This window comes from Klebsiella sp. CN_Kp075, from assembly GCF_040065055.2.
GTDB lineage: Bacteria > Pseudomonadota > Gammaproteobacteria > Enterobacterales > Enterobacteriaceae > Klebsiella > Klebsiella aerogenes.
Genome location: NZ_CM198050.1, coordinates 676,074 through 691,989, shown reverse-complemented (window position 1 = coordinate 691,989; position 15,916 = coordinate 676,074). Strand labels below are relative to the sequence as shown.

Genomic DNA, 15,916 nt, shown 5'->3' with positions numbered 1-15,916 from the left:
GAAACGGATATGAAATCGTTTCTGCAATCGTTTTCACGCAGTTGACATTGAACCGCAAAAATAAAACCGTCAACGCCGAATTGGTTAAAAATGCAACGCAGATCACAAACTAAACAGCATTCCGCATCCGGGATGAGATCCGTTATACAAAATTCATTCCTCCCCGCTTTCACCAGGAAAGCCAGGAGGATCGCCGACGGATTAGTGACGTGGGGACGAGGTAGACTTACGAGGAATAAGGGAAGGCGTGGTAATCCGCATATTATTATTTACTTCTGGATTCAATAGCATATCAACCGCATTACTGGCGATATGCTCCAGTGGCGTTCTAACCGAAGTCAGGGCTACGGGCAGCCTGCTCACCAGAGGAATATCATTGTATCCCACCAGAGACAGATCCTCGCCAATCACCAGCCCTTGCTGATGCGCGGCCGCGAGCACGCCAATCGCCAACTCGTCATTGACGGCAAACAGCGCGCTCGGGCGATGAGGCTGGCTGAGAATTTTCATTCCCTGCTGCTCTCCAGAGGCGATATTAAAATCAGAATGGCAGCACCATTCCGCTTCGATCCTGAGCCCGGCCTCCTGCATTGCCCGCTCAAAGCCCTTACGCCGGTTAAGCGCATTGGAGGCAAAATCGGGACCGCCGATCAGACCAATATCACGGTGGCCTAAATCTATCAGGTGTCGGGTTGCCAGATAGCCGCCAAGCTCATCGTCCCCGACCGATGAAGGACTAAACCCATCGGTACGCAGCGCCAGAACATGGGGCACATCTCGTTCACGCAGGGCTTGCGGCAAAGGATCGTCCAGCCGGCAGGTTGACATAATCAACCCATCCACACGACGATCCAGCAGCGATTCAACGGCGTTCTTCTCCTGCTCCTTGCTATCTCCGCAGGTCGCCACGATCGCGAAATACCCTCTCCTCGCCGCAGCCCTGGCTATCTCTTCGAAAAGCATCGCCGTGACGGCATCGGTCAGCCTCGGAACCAGGACGCCAAGCGTTCCGGTATCGCCACGGCGCAGGCTGGAAGCAACATAGTCCCGACGGTAGCCCAGCTCTCGGGCCACCTGGCGAATTTTATCTGCCGAGGCGCTGCGCGAGGTGGGTAATCTTTCATCGAGTACGCGCGAAACGGTCGAGACGCTCACGCCCGCAGCGCGAGCAACGTCCCGCATTGTCACCAGCTTTTTTTCCGGAAAATCGTTCAGTTCACTTTCTTGATCCATCTGCTGCTCCAACTCATCAATGCGGGTAAAAATCCGTGTTGCCCGTGCAAGGGATACCATCGTGCAAACCGTGGGGTGAAAGGATCTTACGTCAAACCTCGCCCGGACAAAAGGAATGGTACTTAACTTTGCCGGGTTCATTCGACGGGCCGTTAATTCACATTTCTTATTCGTTTTAACCTGTATTCGTCACTTCGCTTTTTTGCGCGTTAGTTTATTTAGATTGTGAACTGTTCGACATTTATACAACGAGCGTAATTGACTTAGCGCCAAATCCAGCAAAGGATTAGCCGAGTGTGAAATCGATTGCAGTAACGTTACCAAATACTAATCAAGACAGCATTATATGCAGCACGTCTATGAATAAGGGTTCGTTGCCCTGTGGTTATTCAGAACCTTACGTGTATGCCCCAGACAACGTTTAACAGGGTAATACTATGTCAACTCAGGCCATTGCTTCAGATTACGCCGTTGCCAGCGGAACGACGTCAACACCAGACGTGCTGCTGGCAAGGCTGGAACGCCTCCCTATCACCCGACGGCTGAAGGCTATCCGCGTTATCGTCGGCTTATCGACCTTTTTCGATGCCTATACCATTATCGCTATCGCTTTTGCGCTCCCGCAGCTTACCCAGGAGTGGGGTTTAACGCCGACGTTTGTCGGTCTTATTATTGCGGCCAGTTATGTGGGCCAACTATGCGGCGCGCTATTTTTTGGCTCGCTGGCGGAAAAAATAGGTCGTATCGGCGTATTACGTATCACCATCATTCTGTTTGTACTGATGGATGCGGCCTGTCTTTTTGCGTGGAACGGTTGGTCAATTCTGATTATTCGCTTTTTACAGGGAGTGGGAATCGGCGCGGAGGTTCCCGTTGCCAGCGCCTATATCAATGAATTTGTCGGGGCAAAAAAGCGGGGGAGGTTCTTTTTGTTGTATGAGGTGATTTTCCCCATCGGCATGATGTTTGCCGGGTTAGTGGGGTATTTTCTGGTGCCCATCTATGGATGGAAAGTCATGTTTTTAATTGGCTTAGTCCCTTCCGCATTGACCGTCCCTCTGCGCTGGTTAATGCCGGAATCACCCCGCTGGTTGGCCGCAAAAGGTAGACTAAAGGAAGCGGATAATATCGTATCTACGCTGGAATCAGAGGTCATCAGGCGCGGTATGACATTACCCGAGCCGGAAATGAAAGCCCCTACGGTGCAAAAAGCGGCTCCGGAAGGCGTAAAAGCCCTATTTGGCGGGATCTATAAATCCCGAACCTTTATGCTGTGGGGACTGTGGCTGACGGTTTATAGCGTCAACAACGGCATGATCACCTGGTTTCCAACCCTTTATAAAACCTGGTTTAACCTCTCTCTCGATACCAGTCTGGCCTACGGTTGGATCACCTCTTCCTGCGGCGTCGTGGCTTCAGTGATTTGCGCCCTGCTGATCGACCGTGTCGGGCGTAAGCGCTGGTACACATGGGCTTTTTTACTGGCCATCGTTCCGCTGATTACGCTTTCGATTCTCGGCGCCAAATCCGCCGTGGAAATTCTGATTCTGGGAAGCCTGACCTACGCCATTCTGCAAACCATCGCTTTCTCGCTTTATCTATACGCGGCAGAGCTATATCCCACCCGACTACGCGCCATTGGCACCGCGTATTCCAGCGCATGGCTGCGCGCAGGGTCATCCATTGGCCCACTGATGGTGGGTTTTATCGTCGGAGGCTTCGGGATCCGTTTTGTGTTCATCACTTTCGCGGTCATTGCGCTGATTGGCGGCTTAATTACCTGGCTCTTTGCCATTGAAACCAAAGGGAAATCGTTAGAAGAGCTGTCTCCATAAACGCTCCGTGGCTCCGGGAGATGCGGGGCCGCCTCTGGCAATAAAACGACGCACCAGGCTGATTCAACTGCGTCTTATCGGGAAAACTCATAGACCTGGATCATCAACAGGCGGTGAAGAATATGAACAAACTGATTCAAAGCGGCACGATGCTGCTGGCTTTACTACACCCTTTCCTGGCGTTGGCCAACGATACGTTTTTTTCTCCCACAGCAAAAAACATGACCGGAGAGTGGGGCGGCGTGCGCACGGATCTGCGCCATCGTGGTTATGACTTTACGCTGGAATATAGTTCGATGACCGCCACGAATATTTCCGGCGGTTACGATCGCGATAAAACCCTGCGCTACAGCGATCAGTATATTCTCGGCATCGATATGGATCTGGAGAAGATTTTCGGCATTCACGACGGAGAATTTAAAGCGTCGCTAAACGATCGTAACGGGAGAGATTTGACTCAGGATCGTCTCCAGGATCCACGTGCTCCGGTAATCGGCTCGGGTGTTCAGAGTAACTACGGTCGGGGACAAACATGGCACGCGACGCAGTTCTGGTTCAAAAAAACCTGGCAGGATAAAAAGTGGGATCTCAAGGTCGGTCTCATGCCGCCAGGAGAGGACTTTGATAATAGCGGCTGTTTTTTTCAAAACCTGTCGTTGTGCGGTTCGTTAGCCGGGCACGGTAGCGGCGTCTGGTATAACACTCCCATAGGCCAGTGGGGTGGCCGCATTAAATACGTTCTTAGTTCGGCGCTTTATATCCAGGCTGGCGGATTTCAATATAACCCTAACTACGCTACCCGCCACGGCAGTTTCGAGCTCGATGGCACCGGGCATTTGGGGTACATGTACATTGTTGAACTAGGGCATAGGCCCACTCCAGGCGCCACATTCCTGCCGGACACCTGGAAAATCGGCGGCTGGTACAACACAGCGGACGCCAATGATGTACTGGATGACGACAATGGCGATCCCTATGTCCTCACGCAGCAGGCTGCCCGGCGACACGGCGGCCGTTACGGAGGTTATCTCTATGTCAGCCAGCAGCTGACCCACTCGGGCAGCCAACGACAAAATGGCCTCAACATTTTCGGGCATCTGGCCATAAATGATAAAAATACGGCGACAATGGACTATCAGATCCAGGCCGGCATCATTTATAAGGGCCCTTTCGCCAGCCGCCCGCAGGACTTTATCAGCTTCGGCGTAAGTAAAATGCATGCCAACGCCAAAGTCGCTCGTCGAGCGCAGCTCCAGAACCAGATGCGAGGGATCGATGATTATGATGATCCCTTGTATGTCCCGGTCCGCAGAAGCGAGTATGCCGCAGAGCTGCATTATAGCTTTCACGTTACGCCATGGCTGACCTTGCGGCCTAATCTCCAGCTACTCGCCCATCCGGGAGGAATAGAGGAGATTAAAGATGCATGGGTTATCGGAAATCAGGTGACCATCAAGCTTTAATAAAACAGGCCTCGCCGTGTGGACTAATAAGAAAATATAAGTAACAAAATCATGCAATTAAGCCACTCCACAGAGTGGCTTTTTTCTGGAATCAGTGATGATGGTTCGATAGTCTCCGGCCATTTTGCTGTTTACGCAAAAAATTTTAGCGCTTCCAAAATCAAAAATGAAACAGCGTTCCAACAACCTCTTGTTTTATCAACACTTCCTGTCCATTTTTCGCAAAAAACGACGCCCGCGCAGGGCAATAAAATATCGGCAAGGCTCACAAAATATAAACGCAAAATTTTTTCGTATTGCGCATATGAAATGCGTAGTGATTTAATTCTTATAGCCAAATCATCCTTAGAGCGAGAATGAGAATAAAAAATGGAAAAGCGTTCACTGAATAAAAATATTGATTTACTGCTGCGCGGATTTACTGAATTAAAAGATAACGGACGGTTTAATGAACCCAATCTTGACGGTAGCACCGGGGATTATATTTCATTTTCCAGTTGGGAATGGCCGCAGGGCGTAGGGCTATTTGGTTTGGTACGTTTATGGGAAAACACGAAGTCTGATGAGCTATATCAAATTATTGACCAGTGGTTTCAGGGAAATATCGAAAAAGGTCTCCCAGGCCTCAACGTCAATACCACCGCGCCGATGCTTCCCCTCTCGCTTTTCTGGTCCCATAACCGGCAGCCGCACTACCAGCAGGTGCTGGATAACTGGGCAAATCGCGTGATGACGGAACTGCCGCGTACGCCGGAACAAGGCTTCCAGCATGTGGTTTCCGACGGCATTAACGACATGGAGATCTGGGACGATACGCTGTTCATGGTGGTACTGTTCCTCGCGCACTACGGTACGGTTTCCGGGCGCCAGGAGCTGGTAGATGAAGCCGTTCGGCAGTTCCTGCTGCATGCGCGCTATCTCAACGATCCGCAAACCGGGCTGTGGTACCACGGCTGGAGCTTTGTCGAGAACAGCAACTTCGCTAAAGCCCGCTGGGCGCGCGGTAATGCGTGGATTACCGTCGGTATACTCGAATTACTGGAACTAGCCGACGTAGGCGCGGGCGTTCGGGAGTACCTGATAGAGTGCCTGAAAAAGCAGGTTAATACCTTAATCGACCTGCAGGCCGCTAATGGCGCCTGGCACACCCTGCTCGACCATCCTGACTCTTACATCGAAATTTCCGCCACCGCCGGTTTTGGCTATGGCTTATTAAAAGGCGCGCGTATTGGCATTGGCGATGAACGATGGCTACAGGCGGGTATGAAAGCGCTGGAGATTGTTCAGGATAATATTGATGCCGCAGGAACGGTACACAATGTTTCTTATGGCACCCGAATGGGGCGCACCCTGCAATTTTATAAAGATATTCCATTACAACCTACCGGCTATGGACAGGCATTAGCAATATTATGCCTGAGCGAAGGTTTGCGCCTCGCTGATAAAAAATAAAATACCGCCCTTCTCTTTTGGAGAAAATAATAATGGCTATCGAATATAGTAATTTTAATTTAACGGCGGGTAATGCCGTGCGCTACTGGCAGCTATCCGATATTACCAGTTTACGCTATGACACGGCGGACACGCCGATGGCTGGCGAAATGGATCCGTTTTTCTTTTTAAGTAAACATAAAAACTTCATTCCTCATACCTACCCGTGCCGCGACGATTTTCGCCAGCACTTTGCTGAAAAAAAACCGCAGCCTTTCGCCAGCGCAAACTACTCTCGCTGGTGGTTCCCTTTTGCTTCCGACAGGGTCGATCTCTCCGGCTTTTGGTTTCGCCCAACCCGCGTCGGCACCTGGGCCAGAACGCTGCTCGATTGCCCACAGGCGGGCGAGTATCGTTTTCGCCTCGCCACCTGCGGCGGCGCGCTGCTGAAGCTTAACGGCGAAGAAGTACTCTGGATGGCTGATTATCAGCGTAACCTCGAAAACCAGCGTGAATTCAGCCTGTCGCTACAGGCGGGGAAAAACGAGCTGGAGCTGTGGTTTGATGACTTAGCCGAACGCGATATTCGCTTCTTTTTCCAACTCGACTACCTTGACGGCGAGCCGCTGCGTATTGCGCTGGCAACGCCGCTGACCGACGCGCAGGTCAAAGAGATGGAGCAGTTACTGGACGGCGTTTCCTTCGAGCATCCGGTATATAACCGCGGCACCATTCGGCTCGTATTTCCTCAACCCGCGTCGACGGACTACTGCCTGCACGTCAACGTGCTGGGGGATTTTATCTCGCTGGATGAACCGGTCACGCTCGATAGCCGACTCTCCGCCGGCGAGTCGCTGGTCGCCATTGCCGAAAGCGAAGCTATCCCGGCAGACTTCCGCAATTTCCACATTACGCTGCAGCGTGAAGGGTTCAAGATAAGCCGCACGCTGGGCGTCGAAATCTGCCACGCCGACCGCCAGACGGCAATCCCGACAACGCTGGAAGCGCGGATCGCGGAAGCGCTGGAGGTGGTCGCTCATGAAGGTGAATACAGCAGCGTCAAAGCGCTGGCGCGCCTGGCCTGCGGCCTGAACGATGAGCAAACCCAGCAGATGCTGGATGGGGTCCTGGCGTCGGTGCTCGACTGTCACGATTGCGCCGACTTTACCCTTGTGCCGTTGCTGTGGTGCCGGACGGTATGGGGCGACAAGATCGATCCTGCGGTTCGCGGGCGCATCGATGACGCCATATTGCGTTTTCGCTACTGGATGGACGAACCCGGTAACGATGTACAGTGGTATTTCTCTGAGAACCACGCCCTGTTATTCCACACCGCGGCGCTGCTGGCGGGCAATCTCTTCCCGGACGCGACTTTCACCCGTTCCGGGCGCAGCGGAAGCGAGCAGGCGGCGGCGGGTAAAGCGCGGGTCATCAGTTGGCTGGACCATTTCGAGCAGTGTGAAATGGCCGAATGGAACTCAGCGCCCTACTTCCCCATTGATTTAAAAGGTCTCACCGCACTGGCGGCGCTGTCCGGCGACGCGCAAATAAGCCAGCGCGCCATCGCGGCAATCACGCGCTTGCTGGCGCAGATTGCCCGCTCCGCCCACCAGGGTTTTCTGACCGCCTCGCAGGGACGTTCTTACGAACACACCCTACGCGCCGGACGCTCTCTGGAACTGGCGGCGATTTCGCGTCTGCTGTGGGGCAAAGGTAACTATGGCTGTCGTTTCCATGCGCTGCCGCAATTAGCCCTGCTGCTGCGTGATGGCCTGCTCACCCTTCCGGCGGAACTAGCAGAAGTTGCTGCCTGGCAAAAAGAGAGCGCCATCGAGTGGTGTTTTGCCCAGGGCGCTAACCGGATCGCCAAACTCTATCACTACAAAAACCGCCAGGCGGCGATGGGGTCCATCGCCGGCTATCGCTGGGGAGAGTGGGGCTATCAGGAGACGCCGTTCCATTTACGTCTTGGCAACCAACCCGAAGCGCAGATCTGGATCAACCATCCAGGCGAGACCCTGCACGGCGGGTTCGGTCGCCCCTCTTACTGGGGCGGCTGCGGCACGCTGCCGCGCGTGCAGCAATATCGCGGGCTGGCGGTGCTGACTTTCAATCTGCACGCCGATCAGCCTGACTTTACTCACGCTTGGCTGCCGCAAAGCCAGTTTGATGAGGTCGTTATTAGCGGCCAGCGCGCGGCGGTACGCAGCGGTGACGGTATGGCGCTGCTGGTGGGTAATCAGCCGTTTGAAACGGTGAATACGGGGCCAACCCGCGGCTGTGAAATACGCCTTAACGGGCAACAAACCCGCTGGCTGGTTCGCATCAACGATCGAGTCGATAGCTCCCTCGAGACCTTCAGCGCATGTTTCAGCGACCTGACCATGATGCAGCACGACGACGGCAGTATTGAAGTGAACGATCCGCAGTACGGAACGGTGCGCTTCCTGGCCGATGGACGAGTGAGCGCCGAGAACCGCACGCTGGACCCACAGCAGTGGAGCGTCGTGGGCAGCAGCCGTGAACTTCCTCTGTAACCAACGCCCGGCAGAGACCGGGCAAGGAAAATAATAATGGATACGCAAATCGACAAACAGGCGGTGCCTTCCGGGCAGGCCTCTGATGATGTTAATCCGAATACGCTGCACAATCCCGCTCGAGAAATGGCTAAACCGAAAAGCAACTATCGCTGGGTCATCTGCTCCATGCTGGTGTTTGCCACAACGGTTAACTATATGGATCGCCAGATCCTCGGCTTGCTGGCACCGATGCTGCAAAAAGATATCGGCTGGACGCAAATGGAATATAGCTGGCTGGTTAATGCGTTTACCGTCGCGTATGGCGTCGGCACGCTGGTATGCGGGCGAATTATCGACAAACTGGGAACCAAAATCAGCTATGCGGCGGCGATGGTCGTCTGGAGCGTCGCAGCGATGGCGCATGCGGTCGTCGGTTCGGTGGCGGGGTTTGCGCTGGTTCGCGTCCTGCTTGGGCTAGGCGAGTCCGCTAACTTCCCGGCGGCGATGAAGGTGATTGCCGAGTGGCATCCTAAAAAGGAACGCACGCTGGCGACCGGCATTCTTGGCGTCGCGGTCAATATCGGCGTAGTTATCTCGCCTGCGCTGATCCCCCTTATCGCAGTGCATTACGGCTGGCACGGCGCGTTTTTAATTCTCGGCGCCATTGGCTTACTGTGGCTGATTCCCTGGTTCATTGCCTTTGGTCCGGTGAAAGCGAAGGCCAGCGCCGAAGAGCAGGCGTGGATTGCTCAGGATAAAGAAGAAGCCGTCAGCGTTTCGGCCATTAAATGGACGCATCTGCTGGGCTATCGCCAACTGTGGGCCGTGGCATTAGGCAAAATGTTGACCGACCCAATCTGGTGGTTCTTCCTCTTCTGGCTGCCAAAATGGCTCAACGAATCCCGCGGTATCAACATGGAAGGTCTGGGACTGCCGCTGATCGTTATTTATCTCTTCGCCATCGTCGGCAGCCTCGGCGCAGGCTGGTTACCCGGCAAATTGATGAGTAAAGGATTTAGCACCGCCAGCGCACGTAAACTCACGATGCTGATCTGCGCCTGCCTGGTCCTGCCGATTTTCGCCGCCACCCAGGTCGAAAATCTGTGGGCCGCCGTCGCGCTGGTCGGGTTAGCTGCGGCGGCGCACCAGGGGTGGTCTGCCAACATTCTGACCTCGGTATCCGATCTGTTCCCGAGCGCAGCCGTCGGTTCTGTCGTGGGGATTGGCAGTACCTTCGGGATGATCGGCAGCGTGATCTTCTCTACGGTGATTGGCGCTGTGCTTGAAGCCTCTGGTAACTATTGGGCGCTGTTCGCCATCAGCTCTGTGGCTTATCTGCTGGCATGGGCGATTATGTATCTGCTGTTAGTGCCGAAGATGGAGCGGGCTAAATTCGACTAACCCGCTCTCTTTACCGGTGGCGCGTATCAGGCGATACGGGCCACCGATTGACGTTCGACGATGGCGCACGCCAGCTCAACCCGTCTTGGAATTTCGACACTACCCGCAATCATATCCTGCAGTAGCTCCAGCGCCAGCGTGCCGATTTCGTGTACCGGAAGGTGAACGGTAGTCAACGGCGGTGTGGCAAACTCCGCCTGCGGCAGGTTATTCATACCGACTACCGAGATATCTTCCGGCACGCGCAGTCCTAAGGCCCGCACGCCGTTGATCGCGCCGATCGCCAGCGAATCATTGGCGCACAGTATCGCCGTACACTCGCGCGGAGTATCACGGAAACGCGCAATCACCGCCTGCTCCGCCAGCTCCGGCAGCCAGTCGGTTACCGTCAGGATCCGCGAATCGTCGCACAACAGCTGGCGAGCGCGCATCGCTTCCCGCCAACCATCCTCACGCTGTTCAATGGTTCGCCTGCCTGGGTGGGTTAAAAAAAGAATGTCGCGGTGGCCGCGCTCGAGCAAATATTCACAGGCCATGCGCGTGGCCGAACGGTTACAGGGCAGCACGCTGGACAAGCGCATTAACGGATCGTCAGTATTCACCAACACCGCCGGTTTTTTCAGGTTCGCCACCGTATTCAGAAAACCGCTGTCGTCCACCGTCAGCGCCAGCACGCCGCCTACGTCCGCTTCTTCCAGCAGCGCCTGTAGAGCGCCATTGTCATTATCGCTGAGCTGATGAGTAATGAGATCAACGCCCAGCACCTTCGCTCGCTCTTTTAACCCTTGCAGGACGTACCAGCTAAACTGATAGCGGTTATAATCCAGCATCGCCACTTGTGAAATAGCCAGCACAATTCGCGCGCCGCCCAGCTCCTGAGCCGGCGTATATCGCATGGCCCGCGCCACTTCCTGAATACGCGTGCGCAGTTCGTGGCTGACCCCTTTTTCGCCCGATAGCGCCCGTGACACGGTACTGAGCGAGGTTCGACAACGGGTAGCGATATCCTCCAGCCGCACGCGGCGATATCCTGCATCGCGCTCTGTCTGATTATCTGATTTACTCATCTCTCATCCTTTATGACACCGCGCGCCACTCGGCGTAAAAATGAAAACCGCCGCGACTGGCGAATAATAGCCAGCAGTCAGTGTAGCCATTGATGCTACCCGAACGGCTTCGCGCACCACGGCACGATAAGCCATTTTTTACCCGGCATCGATTAAGAATCGCGGATTTGTGATCGTCAGTCGCACTATCCGGTCACCGGCATCGCTGTCTCACTAAATTCGGCGAGCCCGAATAAATGGCGAATGCGTAAAGGGAGATTGCTATTTAAATGTATTAATAACTATCTTACCTTACGCCATAAATATAACAGACATAAATGATTATTTTGATGAAAAAATGGAAGGAGTTAATTTTTAAAAACAAAAGTATTCACAAACTCAATGGTTTAATTAAATAAAGCCCTTCAATCAAACATCTACAACATCACCAAAATGAATACTAACCTCAAATTTCTTTTTCCAAATTATCATTAACCCATTGGCATTAACACAACTCTCATTGCACATATAAAATGATGTCCAAAATCAAAGAAATGTATCAACCTGTAATCTATATATACATTTCGCATAATTATATAATGGATAACAAAATGGAAATTTTTAAATTAACGACATGCATACTTCCCGCCATTTTATTAATCGGATGCGTATCAAAACCACCGATCGCGACAGAAAACGAAATGCGAGATGCCGCAGCGTTTACATTAAATGTCAATGCTTCTGACGTGACAATTTCAGATGTTCAGCAAAATGGCGTTAAAACCAATTTTGTGGCGACAATAGGTAAGAAAGCACACCGTTGTTATGTCACTAAAGCTGCAGAACCAAAACTTTATGGACTGATATCAATAGGGGGAAGCAGTACGGTTTCTGATGCTATTTGCGCTGGCGGTGTAGCAAGTTCTACTAGTAAAACATGTGATGCATTATCAAAAGCCGCAGGACGCTGTTAATTAATAATACTCGCCTTAGGTGTTCGCTCAGGGACACCTTAGGCGGCATAAAACATCCATTTGCCATGCCCCGATACTGATTCCATACTCTTTATTTTTACGACAACATTATTGTTAAAAAATAGCCAGTAGAACAGCATCCTATCTTCCCCACTCACAGCGCTTCCCACATATAAAACCAGTGGGTGGCGTCCCGACAAACGGCGCGGAACATGGCAGCGGAGACCAGCTGATAGCGGCGGTCCTGAGATTGTGCTGGCGTATATGCGCACACGTAGCGCCCGCTATTGGCGTCGGGCAGCCCCTCTTTAACGGACATCCACGGGAGAATCAGCTGCTCCGGCGGGACGCCCGCTGAGATGGTATCGATCACTTCATGCGCCAGCGCGCGGGCGTCGCGGCTATAGGGGCCAGCAGCAACCTGTTCACAGTGTCTGAGTAAGTTTTCCATTAATTATCGTTTCCTTTTTTGCGTCTCTATTTTCCCTTAATTATTGCAAAGATATCATTGGAAATAACTATTATTTAATAGAGTTTAATGGCACTTATTTACTTAAAAATAAATTTTTAATACGAAACTATAATGACTCGTATTTATATCCCATTGATATAAAAAAGCCATCTTCAGCTATCTCCATATCGACATAGCTGAATAATGGCTAATTCAGGCAATAACGCACTATGCGCAATTGGCCGTAAACTCTACCGGCAAGTCGCCATAAAACCAGCCATCGTCCTGTTTGGTGAGATCAACGCGGATAGTCTTCTTCTCGCCAAACAGAAACTGTTTCACCAGCACCTTACGGGTAAAGACGCCGCCGACGTTAATACGCACGCCGTGGTGCTCCACCTTCTTAACCCGGATGGTTCTTGTGGAATAATCTATTTGAATATCAACATGTTCTCCGTGACGAGCAATGAAAGTCGCGATCCTGACATGCCCCCCGTTTTTGGAGAAAGAGATAAACGGTTGGCTCTTTCTACCGCGCCTTCCCTTTTCTATATTAATGAAATTGTTTACGTCAGAGCGCGCTGCACCATTGAACACAAAGAAGCCTCCCTTCTCAGCAAAATCGTATCCTTTAAAACGAAAAAACAATGGTTTATTTCACTAGCAGGATGAATTTATAACAGAATAATTGACTGCATTTTAGTGCCATGCACAGACAAAATCAAACCCATAAACTGCCAGTGCAGGGCAACTATCACCGCATTCTCATCGCGGTAGAAGAAACACGACGGGCAAGATCCCGCACGATAACTGGCTTCGGCGAAACATATCGCCCCCCTGCGGGCAAGCGTGTAATGAAGAGTAAAGTAATCCCTGGTTCTGTTAGCTGACCTCCGCGCGTCTGAAATGACCTTAGCGCAACAACAGCAGTTTAAAATTTCTCCGGCAGCTCGTGCACAATATCGACCAGTTCACCGTTCTCCATTTTGATATATCCCCCCTCTTTTAGCTCAGCAAGAATTTTAAAAAGATAGCTACGCGACATTTTGGTTCTGCTCAGAATAAAGCTAGCCAGGCTTCTATCATGCAGTACTCCTGCATCCTGCTGTTTTTTGTAACGATAAATCATCGACTTAATCGTATCGTAGCGTGAAGGTAAATTCTTTTCGTGGTGCGCGTCAATAATCAGCGATAGCTGAAAGGCCATGACTTCCATCAGATAAACAAAGCGCTCACGCTGAATAAAATAGTGTTCAAACGCTTCTTTACTGCAGGTCACAATTTTGACATTTTTCTTCGCCGTATATTTTAGCGATAGCGCCGGACCATAGCTTTCAATAAGCCCGAAAATCATACCGCGGATTCCTTTACCGATCTGTAGCATGTCCAGCGTTTTACTCCGCGCGCCGCGTTTACTCGCGGAACCAAAACCCGCATTGTATTCCACTTCTATCGCAATTATGCCTTCAACAACAATAACCACTTCGCCGGGTTCTATTTTAAACACACCGTTATCTTTGATGATTCGTGGCTGATTTGCCGAGATCAACGGTTGAATCAACTCAAGATCGCTGGCGACAACATGGTTATATTGATCAATAACATCGGAATAAGTCGTTTTCATGTTGCCCCATTAATACCTATTTATTTAAATATGCATAAAAATAATCTGGCAAAGTTAACCCTGTCAATTAAAGATAGCATTTTTAGTTCATCCTGCCATTTATTTCAGTCCGTTTAGAGACTCCACTCTCGTATCGACCGATACGTCTAAATAAAATGCCAACACCGACGAGAACCGTAACACGGTTTCGCCCATTGAAGCGTCTAATTTATTTTTAACCGAAAACATCCTTGCTAATTTAAAAATAAATTAGACGCTTCGTTAACAACCTATTTTTCCAGATCATTTAAAAATCCGGAAAAATAAAAGGATAGCGAGCTATGTTTAAAAACATTCCCTTTAAGAGAACAATGTTAGCCAGTATGCTGACATTAGCTTCCGGCGCAGTGACCGTTGCTCACGCAGCCGACGCGGCAGCGCCGAAGCAGGATGCTAAAAAGCCTAACATCGTAGTTATCTTTGGCGATGATATCGGCTACCTGAACCTGAGCACCTACAATCAGGGTTTGATGGGCTACCAGACGCCAAACATTGACAGCATCGCCGCGCAGGGCGCGAAGTTTACCTCCTACTACGCCGAGCAGAGCTCCACCGCAGGTCGTTCCGCCTTCATTACCGGCCAGATGCCATTCCGTACCGGGATGAGTAAAGTCGGTATGCCGGGAGCGCCGCAGGGTCTGCAGAAAGAAGATCCGACCATCGCCAACGTCCTCAAGCAGTTGGGTTACGCGACTGGGCAGTTCGGTAAAAACCACCTGGGCGACCGTGATGAATTCCTGCCGACCGCGCACGGTTTCGATGAATTCCTCGGCAACCTCTATCATCTGAATGCCGAAGAAGAGCCGGAAAACCCGGATTACCCGAAAGATCCGAACTTCCGTAAACAGTTTGGCCCGCGCGGCGTGATCAAGAGCACCGCTGACGGCAAGATCGAAGATACCGGTCCGCTGACCGTGAAGCGTATGGGCACCGTAGATGAAGAGACGCTGGCCGCCAACAACGACTTTATGGCGCGTCAGGTGAAAGCAGGTAAACCATTCTTTACCTGGTTCAACACCACCCGTATGCACAACAAAACCCACCTCAAAGACGATAGCGTCGGCGTCACCGGGTTAGGAACCTATGCCGACGGCATGGTTGAGCACGATAAAATCGTCGGCCAGGTGCTGCAGAAAATTAAAGATCTTGGTATCGAAGATAACACCATCGTTATCTACACCACCGACAACGGTCCGATGACCGCCACCTGGCCAGACGCAGGCGAAACCCCGTTCCGCGGGGAGAAAAACACCGGCTGGGAAGGCGGCTTCCGCGTTCCGGCGATGATCAAATGGCCGGGCCACATCAAACCAGGCACCGTGGTGAACGATATGTTCGCCAGTTACGACTGGTTCCCGACGCTGGTTGCCGCTGCCGGCGACAGCAACATTAAACAGGAAATGCTGAAAGGTTATAAAACGCCGTCAATTACCTACAAGGTTCACCTTGATGGCTATAACCAGCTCGACTTCCTGCAGGGCAAAGGGAAAGACCAGCGTAACGAATTCTTCTACTGGAGCGATGACGGCGATCTGCTGGCGATGCGTCAGGGCCGCTGGAAGATCCACTTTATGATCCAGGAGCACACCGGCCTCGATCTGTGGCGCTATCCGTTCACCAAACTGCGCACTCCGCTGATCTTCGATCTGAAAGTCGATCCGCTGGAGAAAGGTTCCGACGGCATGGGCTACGACACCTGGTTCTACGATCGTCTGTTCCTGCTGGGCGGCGCGCAGAAGTCGGCAAAAGATATGCTGGCGACGTTTAAAGAATTCCCGCCGCGTCAGAAGCCGGGTTCCTTTACCGTCTCCGATGTCAGCGCAATGCTTGACCAGAGCGCGAAAACCGGCAAGTAACGGTAATCCATCTCCCAGGGCGGTTCGCCGCCCTGTTTTTCTCC

At 51.9% G+C, this 15,916-nt stretch carries 14 protein-coding genes; 9 read left to right on the top strand and 5 right to left on the bottom strand.

Annotated elements, in window-relative coordinates:
* Positions 1-201: 201 nt before the first annotated feature.
* The gene (locus ABLV78_RS03345) at positions 202-1,233 is read right to left on the bottom strand and encodes a LacI family DNA-binding transcriptional regulator (protein WP_047043090.1); all 1,032 of its coding nucleotides are present in this window, start codon (positions 1,231-1,233) and stop codon (positions 202-204) included.
* Between the two features lie 437 nt (positions 1,234-1,670).
* Here ABLV78_RS03345 and ABLV78_RS03340 point away from each other — a divergent pair, with 437 nt between their 5' ends.
* The 6 genes from ABLV78_RS03340 to ABLV78_RS03315 all read left to right on the top strand — a co-directional run bounded on the left by ABLV78_RS03340 (position 1,671) and on the right by ABLV78_RS03315 (position 9,882).
* Positions 1,671-3,068 (top strand): MFS transporter, encoded by a 1,398-nt coding sequence (locus tag ABLV78_RS03340; RefSeq protein WP_047043094.1) that lies wholly within the window; start codon positions 1,671-1,673, stop codon positions 3,066-3,068.
* A gap of 122 nt (positions 3,069-3,190) precedes the next feature.
* Positions 3,191-4,531: a carbohydrate porin gene (locus ABLV78_RS03335; RefSeq protein ID WP_047043095.1), complete on the top strand. Its 1,341-nt coding sequence runs from the start codon at positions 3,191-3,193 to the stop codon at positions 4,529-4,531.
* A 51-nt stretch (positions 4,532-4,582) separates the two neighbouring features.
* The gene (locus ABLV78_RS03330) at positions 4,583-4,891 is read left to right on the top strand and encodes a hypothetical protein (RefSeq protein WP_141097052.1); all 309 of its coding nucleotides are present in this window, start codon (positions 4,583-4,585) and stop codon (positions 4,889-4,891) included.
* A 9-nt stretch (positions 4,892-4,900) separates the two neighbouring features.
* Entirely contained in the window at positions 4,901-5,983 is a 1,083-nt protein-coding gene (gene bglB / locus ABLV78_RS03325) for a beta-galactosidase BglB (protein WP_047043098.1), read from the top strand.
* A 32-nt stretch (positions 5,984-6,015) separates the two neighbouring features.
* Entirely contained in the window at positions 6,016-8,499 is a 2,484-nt protein-coding gene (locus ABLV78_RS03320; protein ID WP_047043101.1) for a PA14 domain-containing protein, read from the top strand.
* A 36-nt stretch (positions 8,500-8,535) separates the two neighbouring features.
* Positions 8,536-9,882 (top strand): MFS transporter, encoded by a 1,347-nt coding sequence (locus ABLV78_RS03315; protein ID WP_080941171.1) that lies wholly within the window; start codon positions 8,536-8,538, stop codon positions 9,880-9,882.
* A 26-nt stretch (positions 9,883-9,908) separates the two neighbouring features.
* On the opposite strand, the gene ABLV78_RS03310 is transcribed toward ABLV78_RS03315, so the two are convergent.
* The gene (locus ABLV78_RS03310; RefSeq protein ID WP_045392243.1) at positions 9,909-10,949 is read right to left on the bottom strand and encodes a LacI family DNA-binding transcriptional regulator; all 1,041 of its coding nucleotides are present in this window, start codon (positions 10,947-10,949) and stop codon (positions 9,909-9,911) included.
* Positions 10,950-11,629: 680 nt separating this feature from the next.
* Between ABLV78_RS03310 and ABLV78_RS03305 the strand changes: the two genes are divergently transcribed.
* Entirely contained in the window at positions 11,630-11,902 is a 273-nt protein-coding gene (locus ABLV78_RS03305) for a hypothetical protein (protein WP_072047975.1), read from the top strand.
* Between the two features lie 154 nt (positions 11,903-12,056).
* Here the strand turns inward: ABLV78_RS03305 and ABLV78_RS03300 are convergent, their stop codons facing one another.
* Positions 12,057-12,353 carry a hypothetical protein gene (locus ABLV78_RS03300; RefSeq protein ID WP_045392246.1) on the bottom strand — a complete coding sequence of 99 codons (297 nt, stop codon included), beginning with the start codon at positions 12,351-12,353 and terminating at the stop codon, positions 12,057-12,059.
* 228 nt (positions 12,354-12,581) lie between these two features.
* On the bottom strand, positions 12,582-12,737 hold the full coding sequence (locus tag ABLV78_RS03295; protein ID WP_223683739.1) for a hypothetical protein: 156 nt from the start codon (positions 12,735-12,737) through the stop codon (positions 12,582-12,584).
* Positions 12,738-12,788: 51 nt separating this feature from the next.
* On the opposite strand from ABLV78_RS03295, the gene ABLV78_RS03290 reads away from it, so the two are divergent.
* Positions 12,789-13,025 carry a hypothetical protein gene (locus ABLV78_RS03290; RefSeq protein ID WP_226473705.1) on the top strand — a complete coding sequence of 79 codons (237 nt, stop codon included), beginning with the start codon at positions 12,789-12,791 and terminating at the stop codon, positions 13,023-13,025.
* Between the two features lie 259 nt (positions 13,026-13,284).
* Here the strand turns inward: ABLV78_RS03290 and ABLV78_RS03285 are convergent, their stop codons facing one another.
* Entirely contained in the window at positions 13,285-13,977 is a 693-nt protein-coding gene (locus ABLV78_RS03285) for a helix-turn-helix domain-containing protein (protein ID WP_047043108.1), read from the bottom strand.
* 320 nt (positions 13,978-14,297) lie between these two features.
* Between ABLV78_RS03285 and ABLV78_RS03280 the strand changes: the two genes are divergently transcribed.
* On the top strand, positions 14,298-15,872 hold the full coding sequence (locus ABLV78_RS03280) for an arylsulfatase (protein WP_045377786.1): 1,575 nt from the start codon (positions 14,298-14,300) through the stop codon (positions 15,870-15,872).
* Positions 15,873-15,916: the final 44 nt, after the last annotated feature.